Source organism: Mycobacterium ahvazicum (genome assembly GCF_900176255.2).
Lineage (GTDB): Bacteria > Actinomycetota > Actinomycetes > Mycobacteriales > Mycobacteriaceae > Mycobacterium > Mycobacterium ahvazicum.
On the sequence record NZ_FXEG02000005.1, the window covers coordinates 918,983 to 930,923 of the forward strand.

At 66.0% G+C, this 11,941-nt stretch carries 14 protein-coding genes; 8 read left to right on the forward strand and 6 right to left on the reverse strand.

Annotated elements, in window-relative coordinates; all coding sequences use genetic code 11:
* Window positions 1–7: 7 nt before the first annotated feature.
* A complete protein-coding gene (locus MAAFP003_RS25560) occupies window positions 8–1,207 on the reverse strand; it encodes a PPE family protein (RefSeq protein WP_103175428.1) in 1,200 nt (399 codons plus the stop codon).
* Window positions 1,208–1,227: 20 nt separating this feature from the next.
* Entirely contained in the window at window positions 1,228–2,379 is a 1,152-nt protein-coding gene (locus tag MAAFP003_RS25565) for a PPE family protein (RefSeq protein WP_096290404.1), read from the reverse strand.
* A 514-nt stretch (window positions 2,380–2,893) separates the two neighbouring features.
* On the opposite strand from MAAFP003_RS25565, the gene MAAFP003_RS25570 reads away from it, so the two are divergent.
* Complete coding sequence (locus tag MAAFP003_RS25570) at window positions 2,894–3,460, forward strand: hypothetical protein (RefSeq protein WP_096290405.1); 567 nt, start codon at window positions 2,894–2,896, stop codon at window positions 3,458–3,460.
* Window positions 3,461–3,534: 74 nt separating this feature from the next.
* On the opposite strand, the gene MAAFP003_RS25575 is transcribed toward MAAFP003_RS25570, so the two are convergent.
* Window positions 3,535–3,915, reverse strand: a complete 381-nt coding sequence (locus tag MAAFP003_RS25575; protein WP_096290406.1) for a thiol-disulfide oxidoreductase DCC family protein — start codon at window positions 3,913–3,915, stop codon at window positions 3,535–3,537.
* A gap of 24 nt (window positions 3,916–3,939) precedes the next feature.
* Window positions 3,940–4,239: a DUF4193 domain-containing protein gene (locus MAAFP003_RS25580; protein ID WP_096290407.1), complete on the reverse strand. Its 300-nt coding sequence runs from the start codon at window positions 4,237–4,239 to the stop codon at window positions 3,940–3,942.
* 364 nt (window positions 4,240–4,603) lie between these two features.
* Between MAAFP003_RS25580 and MAAFP003_RS25585 the strand changes: the two genes are divergently transcribed.
* A complete protein-coding gene (locus tag MAAFP003_RS25585) occupies window positions 4,604–5,278 on the forward strand; it encodes an HAD family hydrolase (RefSeq protein WP_096290408.1) in 675 nt (224 codons plus the stop codon).
* 1 nt (window position 5,279) lies between these two features.
* Here MAAFP003_RS25585 and MAAFP003_RS25590 read toward each other — a convergent pair whose 3' ends face one another.
* Window positions 5,280–5,780, reverse strand: coding sequence for a DUF6328 family protein (locus MAAFP003_RS25590; RefSeq protein ID WP_096290409.1), 501 nt, complete (start codon window positions 5,778–5,780; stop codon window positions 5,280–5,282).
* A gap of 11 nt (window positions 5,781–5,791) precedes the next feature.
* The gene (locus MAAFP003_RS25595) at window positions 5,792–6,160 is read right to left on the reverse strand and encodes an STAS domain-containing protein (RefSeq protein WP_096290410.1); all 369 of its coding nucleotides are present in this window, start codon (window positions 6,158–6,160) and stop codon (window positions 5,792–5,794) included.
* Between the two features lie 159 nt (window positions 6,161–6,319).
* Here MAAFP003_RS25595 and MAAFP003_RS25600 point away from each other — a divergent pair, with 159 nt between their 5' ends.
* The 6 genes from MAAFP003_RS25600 to MAAFP003_RS25625 are packed head-to-tail and all read left to right on the forward strand — an operon-like array spanning window position 6,320 to window position 11,932.
* Complete coding sequence (locus MAAFP003_RS25600) at window positions 6,320–7,201, forward strand: STAS domain-containing protein (protein ID WP_096290411.1); 882 nt, start codon at window positions 6,320–6,322, stop codon at window positions 7,199–7,201.
* A 22-nt stretch (window positions 7,202–7,223) separates the two neighbouring features.
* Window positions 7,224–7,613 carry an STAS domain-containing protein gene (locus MAAFP003_RS25605; protein ID WP_096290412.1) on the forward strand — a complete coding sequence of 130 codons (390 nt, stop codon included), beginning with the start codon at window positions 7,224–7,226 and terminating at the stop codon, window positions 7,611–7,613.
* Window positions 7,603–8,013, forward strand: a complete 411-nt coding sequence (locus MAAFP003_RS25610; RefSeq protein WP_096290413.1) for an anti-sigma regulatory factor — start codon at window positions 7,603–7,605, stop codon at window positions 8,011–8,013. The genes MAAFP003_RS25605 and MAAFP003_RS25610 overlap by 11 nt, the downstream gene beginning before the upstream one ends.
* On the forward strand, window positions 8,006–8,632 hold the full coding sequence (locus MAAFP003_RS25615; RefSeq protein ID WP_096290414.1) for a SpoIIE family protein phosphatase: 627 nt from the start codon (window positions 8,006–8,008) through the stop codon (window positions 8,630–8,632). Before MAAFP003_RS25610 ends, MAAFP003_RS25615 begins: the two co-directional genes overlap by 8 nt.
* A complete protein-coding gene (locus MAAFP003_RS25620; RefSeq protein ID WP_096290415.1) occupies window positions 8,629–10,866 on the forward strand; it encodes a SpoIIE family protein phosphatase in 2,238 nt (745 codons plus the stop codon). The genes MAAFP003_RS25615 and MAAFP003_RS25620 overlap by 4 nt, the downstream gene beginning before the upstream one ends.
* Window positions 10,867–10,912: 46 nt before the next feature.
* Window positions 10,913–11,932, forward strand: a complete 1,020-nt coding sequence (locus tag MAAFP003_RS25625; RefSeq protein ID WP_096291419.1) for an iron-containing redox enzyme family protein — start codon at window positions 10,913–10,915, stop codon at window positions 11,930–11,932.
* Window positions 11,933–11,941 lie beyond the last annotated feature (9 nt).

Consider the following 11,941-nt stretch of genomic DNA (forward strand, 5'->3'; position numbering starts at 1 on the left):
CGATCCCCTAACCCGCGGCCGGTGGGCGCCCGATGACGCGGGGGCGAAACCCATAGATGGGGTCGGAGAATTCGTCTTCGGGTGGACCGGGAATGCCGGCCAGTGGCACTCCGGGCATACCAACGGCCCCGACCTCTTCCATCACCATTGGGGTGGCGGCGCCAAAGCCCTGGTAGGCCCCCGCCCCGATCCGGGTCGTGGTGGCAACCGCGCTGACCGTCGCCCCGGCGCCGGACCAACTCGGCGGAGTCGACAGGGCTCCCACCAGGTTGGCCTCGCCCAGGGCCGCCGATGCCGCCGCGCCGGGCAGACTCGTGGTCGATGACACAGCAGCGGCGCCGCCAAGGCCGGCCGCCAGATCCTCCAGCCCCGACGTGGTTGCGCCCACCGCGCCCAGGCCGTTGATCGTCACCGCCGAATCGATGAATGCCGTCGGATTCAGGATCCCGTTGGTGGTGAAGGCGTTCGACAGGCCCGAGACAGAGGGGTTGTTGAGGAAAGCCCCGAGCAGGTTCTGGTTGGAGTTGCTGACAAGGTTCATGATGCCGGCCAGGCCCTCGGTGGGCGTATTCGAATTGGGCGAAAAGCCAAGCCAATCCCAGATATTGGTTGCCTGAGTCGCCGCCGGAGCCGCCAGGGCATTGTTGACCGCGTCGGCCTGCAGGGCCGTCGCGGCCGCGGTGGTGTCGGACTGCGGTTGGCTGAACGGCGTCATCTCACTGGCCGCGCGCGACGCGCTGGCGTAGCTGGTCATTGCTGAGGCATCCTGTGCCCACATCTCGCCGTATTGGGCTTCGGTCGCCGCGATCGCCCCAGTGTTCTGTCCGAAGATGTTGCGTGCCAACAGGTTTGCTTGCAGTGTGCGATTGGACGCGACGACAGGCGGTGGCACCGTCGCGGCGAACGCCGCCTCATAGGCGGCGGCGGCCGCGTTGGCCTGAGCGCCGGCCTGCTCGGCCTGCGCGGCGGTGGCGATCATCCACTCGACATAGGGTTGGACCGCGGCCGCCATCTTCTCCGACGCCGGCCCCAGCCAGCCCTCACTGACCAGCGATGCGATGACCGCATCGTAACTGATTGCTGCGGAACGTAATTCAGCGGCCGTCGCGTTCCATGCCGCCGCGGCCGCGAGCATCGATCCCGCCCCGGGGCCGGCGTACATCTTCGCCGAGTTGACTTCCGGCGGTAACGCCCCGAAATTCAGCATGACATTTCTCCTGAAGTCTCTTAACCGGCGGCCGGCGGACGCGGGATGACGACGGGACGAATCCCGTACCTGGGGATGGAGCGGCGTAACCTGCGGCCGTTGCCGGCCAGCTGTCCGGCGACGCCGCCCGGCCCGCCCGCCGCGGACGACCCGATGTCACTCAGCCCCGTGACCGGCGCCGCCGCTTGAGCGGAGGTGATGTTGGCAGCGGAGACCCAGCTCTGGGGCACCGACATCGACCCGACCAGATGCGCGTTGCCGACCCCGGCCGATGCTCCGGACAAGCCGCCCAACGGGACGCTGTTGGATGCCAGCGCGGCAGTCCCGGCCCCCTCCGCGCCGAAGCCGACCTCCTCCAGACCCGACATGATCGTGGCGCTCGACCCCATGGCCCCCACCCCCACCGCCGATGCCAGGATGGTCTGCGGGTTGAACGGACCGCCGCCAAGCGAACCGGTGACGACCGAGTTGCTGAAAAAGGTGCTTCCCAGAAAGCTTCCGAGCGCGCTGTTGTTCGACCCGTCCAACAGACCGGTCAGGTAATCGGTCAAGGATCCTTGGGGCGCCGCGCCAGCAAGAGCATTCCCGGCCGCCGTGTTGACCGCTTGGGAGACGGCCTCATTCTGTCCGGCCGCCGCGTCGGGGGCGGTGTTCGTCTGCGGCGAGGCGAACGGCGTCAGCTGGGCCGCCGAATTCGATGCCGTCGCGTAGCCATTCATCGCCCCGGCATCCTGGGCCCACATTTCGGCGTACTGGGCTTCGGTGGCCGCGATCGCCGGCGTGTTCTGACCGACGATGTTGGTAGCCAACAGGTTTGCCAGCAGCGTGCGGTTAGCCGCTACGACCGGCGGGGGCACGGTCATCGCGAACGCGGCCTCGAAAGTGGTCGCGGCCGCGTTGGCGTGCATGCCGGTCTGCTCGGCCTGCGCGGCGGTGCTGTTGAGCCACGCTATATAGGGCGCGGCTGCGGCGAACATCGACGTCGATGACGGACCGTACCAGCCTGCGCTGATCAGGTCCCCGATCACCGAACCGTAGGCTGTTGCTGCCAAACGCATTTCGGCTGCCAGCGCGTACCAGGCGGAGGCGGCCGCCAGCAATGGCCCCGATCCGGGGCCGCAATACATTCTGGTCGAATTGACTTCCGGCGGTAACGCCGCAAAATCCAGCATGGTTGCTCCTCGGCGCTAACAGGCCGCGGCGGCGCCTTGATAGGCCGCGCCGCGTCGGTCGGACTGGATATCGGGTTTCATCGGTGGTCTCCGTACTAGGTGCCGCGGCGCGTGCGGTACCGCAGCGTCGGCGGATGCTTCACATGAGTCTTTCTGCCGACCGCCGAGCGGATCTCGCAAATCGATCCGGCCCCGCGGCGAGTGAGAATCGTCGTTAATGAGCAGTCCCCGGGTGTTGCTCACAGTGCCCGAGGCTACAGATTCGTCGCTGAGTCATCGCTGAGGAATTATTGGAATATGGCCTGTATCAGCTGTTAGGTTCTCGCCGTAACCTCTCCGACCGTCCATGCCACGATATTTACGGCATTTGCTACGGGCGTTGCGCTGCCAGCGCCGCGTTCAGCGTTCCGGCTAACTCCGGCGCGCCACGACCGGCTCGCGCAGGCGTGGCCGACGGCCGGGTCAGCAATCGTCACCTCGCCTCGGCGGGAACCCCGCATTAAACTTGGCGCGCATGGCGGCGGTCAGGCCGATCCCGGAGCTGCGCGAGACGAGTCCGCGCGGCGCCAACCTGCCCGCCTCCGGGTCGAGGGACGAATTTCCTTACCACCCAACTCTTTTAGAGATCGCCCAACGGCAGCAGGAGCTCGACGTCTGGGAGGCGCTGCAGGTTGGCGGCTACCGATTCGCCAGGCCGGGCACGATCATCAGCTTTCTGATCTCCGCCGTCATGCTGGTTCTCGCACTCACGCCGATCCCGCCGAATTGGCCATGGAACATCCCCCTGGTCATCGTGGCCATCTTCGGCGCCGTGGCCATGGTGGTCTGTGGCCTGTTGTGGTTCGACACTCCGAAAGCCGGCCCCCGCCCGGAGCGCCTGGCGATCGTGCCGTTCTCACGGGCGGAGAACCTGTACCTGATGAACGCGCAACCCGTCGAGCCGTACCTCGCGGTCTGTACCTGCCCCGGCTGCGGCGACGAGTCCACCCATCTGGTTCGCCAGCCCGTCGAGGGTGAGCCGGAATGGTCGACGGCCATTCGCCAGTGCCGCGCCTGCGGGCGCGAGTGGGCACAGAGTTAGGCTACTCGCCGTAGTTGATCGGAAAGCCAACCCGCAGAACACATTTCATGCACTCGACAACCAGGCGATGGCGACTACGCGCAACGCTCGGGCTCGGCCTCGCACAGCGGCGTCGCACCGCGGAAACGGTAGCGGTGCGACGAAACCCACCGGTAGATGCCGTTCTGCACGGCCCCGACGCCGGGGATCCGGTAGATCCATAGCGGGATGTGCGTACCCAGCGCCGCCGACAGGGCCGCGTTCATTGCGTGCGCCCCGGCCAGGACGACGCCGGAAGAATCCACCCACCAGGCGGATTCGAGCATTCGGTCGTCGGTGACGCCGAGTCGGTCGGCCATCCCGGGCGTCTGCATCGGTTCGACGCGCAGCATCCCCGTCCGGTCCCACCGACGCAGCGCGTTGACCGCGCGGGTGCACACCCCGCACCGGCCGTCAAAAACTAGAACGCCGTGCATCCTTCGATTGTAATTCCCGACGCACTAGGCACAATCGGTGCAAATGGGCCGCCCCGAGATAGACAGGATCATCCGGTGCCGGTGCTGAACCAGGAAGCAACTCGAGCAGGTGAATTCGTCGGACCGCTGCGGGATAACCGTGACGGCGAGTTCCTCACCGGACAGATCCGCGCCGGGCAGCTCGAAGAAATGCACGTCGTTGGGGTCCTCGTCGACAACTGCCGTCGACGATCCCGACAAGCTCGGATCCAGTTGGCGCAGCTCGGATTCCTGGCCGTCGGTGTCGGTCACGCGACGTGCGTCGTAATCGCTTGCGGTCTTCATGGGCTTACCCTTTCCTGCAAAGTGGCGGGATGACGCACGTCCGATGTACTCCCCCGTGGCACAGTCGTTACCCCATTTCCCGGCGCCCCACACTGTGGCTAATCTAAGAAAATTGCCTGAACGGCAGTTCGGTGTGAGCACCCGGTCGAGCGAACGCGATCGGCTGCTCGGTGGGGGCGCGTGGTGCGGGCATGGTCAGCCGGGTGGTCCATCCCAACTCCTCACGAAACACGTTGTGGACTATCACCATTCACGTCGAGTCCACGCATACGGTTCAAAGTTGGACGCCCAGAGCACCGCGCCCGCATGTTCCGGGCGGCTAAACGACCGTGTCAGGCGGCCCCCAGGTGGGTATGCCGCAGCGATGAATGCTCCCGCTGTCCTATTCGACGTGGACGGAACCCTGGTCGATTCCGCCTATCTGCACGTCTATGCGTGGCAACGCGCCTTCGACGCCGAGGGCCTCGCGGTCGCGGCGTGGAAGATCCACCGGGGCATCGGCATGGACGGCTCGACGCTGGTGCGAAGCCTGTCCGGCGATGCCCCGGCGGACGTGCAAGAGCGGCTCAGCGATGGGCACAGCCGCTACTACCGCGAGATCTCCGGTCTGCTCGCACCACTGCCCGGTGCACGAGAACTGCTGCACCGGGTCGCCGAGCTGGGCCTGCAGGTGGTATTGGCCAGCTCGGCGCCCGAGGACGAACTCGAGACGCTGCGCAAGGTGCTCGACTGCGACGACGTGATTTCAGCGACGACGTCATCCCACGACGTCGACACCGCCAAACCCGAGCCGGGCATCGTGCAGGTGGCGCTGGACCGGGCCGGGGTCACCGCCGAGCAAGCGGTGTTCGTCGGCGACGCCGTCTGGGATGCGCACGCCGCCAAGGCGGCGGGAGTGCCGTGTATCGGCGTGCTCAGCGGTGGTGTCTCGGATGCCGAACTGCAGGCGGCCGGCGCAGCACCGATCTTCGACGACCCACAGGACCTTCTCGATCATTTGAACTCCACCCGCGTCGCGGCGCTCGCGCGCAGCCGCTGATCTACATGCCGCGGGTGCGCAACGCCAGCGGCAACGCCCACCAGAAGAAGGTGAACAGCGTGAGCGCACACACTCCGGCAATCACTCCCGCGGTCGTTCCGGCCACCGCGACAAAGATGATGGCCGTCACCCCGGTCAGCGCCAATCCCAGCAGCGCCAGCCCGGCGAAGGCGCACCGGTGCGCGGCCTTCACCAGCACCTGCAGGCGATGCCGCCGGAACAACAGCCGGTGGATGCCGACCGGGGCGATCAGCAGCACCGTCGCCCCCACCGAACATCCCACCGTCACCAGATAGGCGATCCGCATCCTTTGATCGAGCACGTCGAACCGCTGCTGAAACGGAAGCGTCAGCAGGAAGCCGGTGAGCAACTGCACGCCGGTCTGCACCACCCGCAGTTCCTGCAACAGGCTGTTCCAGTTGCGGTCCAGCCGCTCGATTTCGGTCTCACCGCGCTTAACGCGGTCCCACCGCTGGTCGTCTTCCGGGTGGTCGACATCCATAGCGGCGAACGTCAGTGGTTGAGTTTGCCGTCTCGCACGCCGGTCAACGCGTCGTCGAGCGTCGGATACAGGGGGAACGTCTTGTCCAGACCAGTGAGGTGGATCGGGCGCCGGGTCGCCGGGCCCCGCGCGACCACCCCGAACTCCGCCGACTTGCCGAGTTTCTCGTAGGTCGCCGCGAGGATCTTCAGCCCGACCGAGCCGAGGAACTCCACCGCGGACAGGTCGATGATCAGCGCCGTCGGCCCTTCCGCAACGACCGCACCGATGGCTTGCTCCAGGGCCGGAGCGGTGACCAAATCGATTTCACCGCTGACACTGACCACGGACACCCCATCGTGGTCCGCAACCAACGTGGTAATCGAATCAGGAGCTGACAATGGCGATCCTTCGTCTGGGCCTTAAGTGTGGTGCAAGCCTAACCTGCCTTGCGAACTGCGAGAAGAAGAAGACCTCAACACCTGCCCCGCGTCAAACCAGGCTAGTCTCCCCATAGAACCTGCGCACTGCGGAGCGCGACGCGGCACACGGGAGGCCAGATGTCAGATTCCAGCAGCACCGGCACCATCGCAAGTGTCTCCAGCGAAGGTCTGCTTCCCCAGCTAGTGCAGCACCTACGACAGAATCGCACGGTTCTGCGCGAGGAGTGGGCCCGAAGAATAACCGAGGCCGAACTGCTTACCGCGATGACGCCCGAGGAACTCTTCTCCGAGGCGACCGCCGTCTACGACAACTACGTCGAGGTGCTCGAAACCGGTAGCGTCGAGGCGCTGCAGGCCTACGCCCGCGACCTGTCCGAGCGCATCATCCCCCGAGGGGTGGAAACCGACGAGGTTCTCGGCATCGTGCTGCTGCTGCGTGACGTGCTGGCACGCTCGCTCTTCGAGAAGTATCAAACCGAGTTCGAGATGCTGAACCGGGTGCTCGACGCCTATGAACCGGCCGCCAACCGCATCGCCAACACCGTGGGCGTCTCCTTCGTGCAGGAGCGCGAGCGCATCATCCGCCAGCAGCAGGAGGCGATCCGCGAGCTCTCCACCCCGGTGCTGCAGGTGCGCGAGCAGCTGCTGATTCTGCCGATCATCGGCGTGCTGGACAGCCAGCGCGCCCGCCAGGTCACCGAGCAGTTGCTGCGAGCCATCCGCGCGAACCGCGCGAAAGTCGTCGTCATCGACATCACCGGTGTGCCGACCATCGACTCCACGGTGGCCAACCACCTGGTGCAGACGGTCGACGCATCAGGCCTGATGGGCGCCAGCGTGATCATCACCGGTTTGTCCTCGGAGATCGCCCTGACGCTGGTGACGATCGGCCTGGATCTGTCGAAGATGAATGCCGTCGGTGACCTGCAGGGTGGAATCGAAGAGGCCGAGCGCCTGCTCGGCTACGAAGTCACGCGCACCGGCGAGCTGACCGGGTGAGCACAACTGATACGGGCGCCGTATGCCAGTACCCATCCTGAAGCAGGGCTCGATCCTCATCGCCTCGGTGCAGGCCGCACTGTCCGACTCGGACGCCGAACGACTTCGGTACGACCTGATGGAGCGGGTCAGCAAATTCCGCGCCCAGGGCATCATCGTCGACGTCACCGCGATCGACGTGATGGATTCGTTCGCGGCCCGGTCGCTGCGGACTATCGCTCACATGACCAGGCTGCGTGGCGCCGACACGGTGATCGTGGGTCTGCAGCCAGAAGTGGCCTTCGCCATGGTTCAACTGGGGCTGGCATTCGACGACATGAACACCGCGTTGGATCTCGAGGAGGGCATTGCCCTGTTGAATCGCCAACGCGGAGCGGGAAAGCCGACGATCGGGCGCGACGGTGGCGTGTGACATCGTCGTCATCATCAACAACCCCGACGACATCGTCGAAGCCCGCAAAGCAGGACATCAGCTCGCGTTAGACCTCGGGTTTTCGCTGACCGATGTCACCATGATCGCCACGGCGATCTCCGAAATCGCGCGAAACATCACCAGCTACGCGGGGCGGGGCACCGTGCGGGTCACGGTGGACGAGCGCGACGGCCGCCAGGCGCTGGTGGTTCGCGCCGAGGACGACGGCCCGGGCATCGCCGATATCGAGCGGGCGATGGAGGACGGGTATTCGACCGGACGCGGGTTGGGCATGGGGTTGCCGGGGTCGCGCCGTTTGATGGATCGGTTGATTGTGGAGTCCGCGCTGGGCAAGGGAACCGTCATCGAAATGTGGAAATGGGTTCCCGGCCGTGCGTGAAAACGGTCGACTAGGGCCGATCGAGTGGGCGAACGCGGGACGCCCTTTGGCCGGCGAGCACAGCAGCGGCGACCGAAAAATCGCGGTCGCCATCGGTGATGATGCCGCTCTGTTCGGTGTGGTCGACGGCCTCGGTCACGGGCCTGCTGCCGCCAGCGCCGCGATGCGCGCCGTCGACGCGGTCCAGCGGGCTCCCAGGGAGCGGCTCGAAGTCCTGATCCAGCTGTGCCACCGGGTGTTGGCCGGGACCCGCGGAGTGGCGATGACGTTGGCGCGGGTGGATTTCGCGGCCCAGACGTTGACCTGGAGCGGGGTGGGAAACGTCACCGCCAACCTGGTCTCCAAGGAGGTGGCCGGCGTTCGTATTCGATCCACGGCTCGCCTTGCCGCCGGCATCGTCGGCTACCGGATCCCGGAAATCAGGCCTGCTCAGGTAGTTTCGATTCGGCTGGGCGATTTGATCGTGCTGGCCAGCGATGGCATCACCGAGGACCATCTGGACCATATCGACTTCGCCGCTTCGGCTACGGCGATAGCCGACCATATTCTGGTTAAACACGCCAAGGACACCGACGACGCCATGGTGCTCGCAGCGCGTCACCGGGGAGCGCCGACATGACCCAAGCAGTGGAATTCCACGACCAATATCTCGCCGCGCTGCGCAGCTATGTGGACAAGCGCGACGACAACATCCTGGCCCTTGCCCACGAGCTAGGACGCCGGGCGTTGCAGGAACAGATCAGCATGCTCGACATCATCGAGAACCACGTCCGGCTGGTGCTGGAGATGTCCGAGGACATCCAAGTCGACGCACCCGTCGCGCTGGAATTCCTGCTGCAAACCCTGGCGCCGCTCGACGTCGCGACTCGCGGATTCCTGGACGGCACCAAGCGCTACGCGGAGCAGCGGGCCCGAGCCGACGGGCTCGCTGACCGAGACAAATTCCGTACCGCCCTTGTGAATTCGTTACAGGAAGGCTTCTTCGTCGCCGATCATGAGGGCTCGATCATCGAGATCAACGATGCCTTCATCGACATCCTCGGCTACCCCACCGAGGGCTTGCCCTACCGCTGGCCGCACCCCTGGCTGGTCGACAAGAAGACCGCGCGAGAACACCAGTCCCGGGTCCGCAGCGAGGGTGGCACCCAGTACGAGACACCGATTCGGCATCGGGACGGGCACCTGGCCTGGGTGATGGTGAGCATCAATGCCGTCAAAGAATCCGACACCGCCGAAGCGGTCTACGTGGGCACGATTCGCGACGTCACCGCCGAACGGGCATTCGCGGCTCGCGAGAGTGCGGTGTTGCGCTTGGCCACCGCCGTGGCAGTGGCAAAAAGCGTGGCCGAATTGCTGGCGATCACCCTCGACGAATGCCGCACGGCGATCGGCGTCCAGCGTGTGATCGCCGTGACGTGGCCGGGCGGCGACGGCGAGCCGACGGTGCAGGTGGCCGGCGAACCCGCCGTGACATCCTGGCGCGGGCTGGATCCCTGGTTGCGTGACACCTTTCAGGATGCCCGCCAGCAGCTGCCTCTGACAGCCAAAACCGTTGAGCGGAACAATAAACCGGGCAAGGCGCAGGGATTGGTCGCGGTGCTTTCCGGCACCGGAGACCTCGCCTTGTGGCTGGAGCTCGGCGCACCACGCTGGCTCAGCGCGGAGGATCGGCTGTTGGTCACGGTGCTGATCGGTCATCTCAGTCTGGCCATGCAGCATGTGCGCCAATTCGAAAGTGCCCGTGAGACTTCGCTGACGTTGCAGCGCGCGATGTTGCCGCCCATCGAGTCGCCGCCGGGATTCGCGATGCGCTACGAGCCCGCGGTCCCGCCGCTGGAGATCGGCGGCGACTGGTACGACGTGCTCTCGATCGGTGATCATCGCATCGGCCTCGTCGTCGGCGACTGCGTGGGGCGAGGCCTGCCGGCCGCGGCCATCATGGGTCAGTTGCGCAGTTCGGCGCGCGCGCTGTTGATCAACGGCGCCGGCCCCGCAGTGGTGCTCGAGCAACTCGACCTGGCGGCCTCGCTCATTCCGAACGCGTACTGCACCACTGTTTTTCTGGCGATCCTGGATACCGAATCCGGCATCCTGGAGTACAGCAATGCCGGACATATGCCCGCGGTGCTCGCCGGACCCTCGGGCAACACGGTGCTCACCGATGCCCGGTCGGTGCCACTGGCGGTCCTTCGAGACGAACCTCGCCCGCAAGTCTCCCGGCGGCTGCCGTCCGGCTCGACGCTGATGGTGTTCACCGACGGATTGGTGGAACGCAAACACGAGGCGCTCGATGATGGAATAACCCGCGCCGCAGACGTTTTGGTGGAGACAAGGACGTTGCCGTTGGACGCCGTCGCCGATGCGGTGCTGCGCGAGTTGGCGCCGGCGGGCGGATACGACGACGATGTGGCGATGGTGATCTACCGGCACCAGCAGGCACCGCTGCGGATAGAAACACACGCCATCGCAGACGAACTGGCCAGCATCCGGCATCGGCTGGCCGACTGGCTCAGGGCCGCCGATGTCCCCGACGAACTCGTCGACGACATCGTGCTGGTCGTCAACGAGGGATGCACCAACTGCGTCGAGCACGCCTACCGCGGACACGGCCGCGGGTCAACATTGCTCGAAGTCGAGACCGTGGACGGCCAGGTCCGTGCCCGCATCACCGACCGCGGTTCCTGGAAACCGCCGGCGATCAACCCGGGCAACAGCGGTCGCGGCCTGATCCTGATGAGGGCCATCAGCGACGTGATGCAGATCGACAGCAGCCCAACCGGAACGGTCGTGGACATCACCTTCCGGCTGCCCGCAGCACCCGCCGGCGACGACGACTGGTCCGGCGGCCGTTAGAAAGGGCACCGTTTGCCATGACCCCTTCCGTGGTATGTCCAACGACGTGACCCGCGCGTCGATCAGCATCGAGCCCGCCCTGCCGGCGGCACACGGCCCACTGTCGACGGCCGTGCATCGGGCGCTGGCCGGGCCGTCATCCGTAGACCACCTCGCGCGGATCGGTTCGTCGGTCGGCGATTCGGATCCGTACGGCCTCGACCTGCAACTGGCCCTGTGCATGTGCTACGAGCTGCACTACCGGGGTTTCGCGGGCGTGGATCCCGCCTGGGAATGGAATCCCGACCTGCTGCGACTGCGCGGCGAACTCGAGCGTGCCTTCCTGGCGGGTGTGCGTCGCGATGTCGGCCCGATCGAACCCGACCGGACCGCGACGGCGGAGATGGAAGCGATTTCCGTCGAGCCCGTCAACGGCACCGGGCCGTCCTACTATTTGCGCGGCACCGGGACCTGGCAGCAGATGCGCGAGTACTTCGTGCACCGATCGCTGTATCACCTCAAGGAGGGCGATCCGCATGCCTGGGCCATCCCGCGACTGACGGGCGGCGCCAAGGCGGCATTCGTGGCGATCGAATTCGACGAGTACGGCGCCGGGCAGGGCCACCGAGTCCACCAACAGCTCTTCGCGGACCTGATGGCGGCGGCGGATCTGGACGCGACCTATCTGGGGTACCTGGACGCCGTGCCCGCCGAAGCGCTTGCCGTGGTCAACCTGATGTCACTGTTCGGCCTGCATCGTCGGCTGCGTGGCGCGGCGATCGGACATTTCGCCGCCACGGAGATCACGTCGTCGCCCGGCTCGCGGCGGATGGCTCAAGCGCTCGAGCGGATGGATGCACCACCGGCGTGCGTCGCGTTCTACCGCGAACACGTCGAGGCTGACGCCGTGCATGAACAAGTGGTGCGCTACGACGTGGTCGGTGATCTGGTCGCCCGCGAACCGGAGCTGGACCGCGACATCGTTTTCGGGATCCGGGCGCTCGCTGCCGTGGAGGATCGCCTCGCCGACACAATCCTGACGTCCTGGAAGCAGGACCAGACCTCATTGCGGCGACCGCTTAACTAGGCCTCAATC

What these genes read in the sequence shown, in the direction of transcription:
- MAAFP003_RS25560 (WP_103175428.1), bottom strand. Translation starts at nt 1,207, where the DNA reads ATGCTGAATTTCGGGGCGTTACCGCCGGAAGTCAACTCGGCGAAGATG.
- MAAFP003_RS25565 (WP_096290404.1), bottom strand. Translation starts at nt 2,379, where the DNA reads ATGCTGGATTTTGCGGCGTTACCGCCGGAAGTCAATTCGACCAGAATG.
- MAAFP003_RS25570 (WP_096290405.1), top strand. Translation starts at nt 2,894, where the DNA reads ATGGCGGCGGTCAGGCCGATCCCGGAGCTGCGCGAGACGAGTCCGCGC.
- MAAFP003_RS25575 (WP_096290406.1), bottom strand. Translation starts at nt 3,915, where the DNA reads ATGCACGGCGTTCTAGTTTTTGACGGCCGGTGCGGGGTGTGCACCCGC.
- MAAFP003_RS25580 (WP_096290407.1), bottom strand. Translation starts at nt 4,239, where the DNA reads ATGAAGACCGCAAGCGATTACGACGCACGTCGCGTGACCGACACCGAC.
- MAAFP003_RS25585 (WP_096290408.1), top strand. Translation starts at nt 4,604, where the DNA reads ATGAATGCTCCCGCTGTCCTATTCGACGTGGACGGAACCCTGGTCGAT.
- MAAFP003_RS25590 (WP_096290409.1), bottom strand. Translation starts at nt 5,780, where the DNA reads ATGGATGTCGACCACCCGGAAGACGACCAGCGGTGGGACCGCGTTAAG.
- MAAFP003_RS25600 (WP_096290411.1), top strand. Translation starts at nt 6,320, where the DNA reads ATGTCAGATTCCAGCAGCACCGGCACCATCGCAAGTGTCTCCAGCGAA.
- MAAFP003_RS25605 (WP_096290412.1), top strand. Translation starts at nt 7,224, where the DNA reads ATGCCAGTACCCATCCTGAAGCAGGGCTCGATCCTCATCGCCTCGGTG.
- MAAFP003_RS25620 (WP_096290415.1), top strand. Translation starts at nt 8,629, where the DNA reads ATGACCCAAGCAGTGGAATTCCACGACCAATATCTCGCCGCGCTGCGC.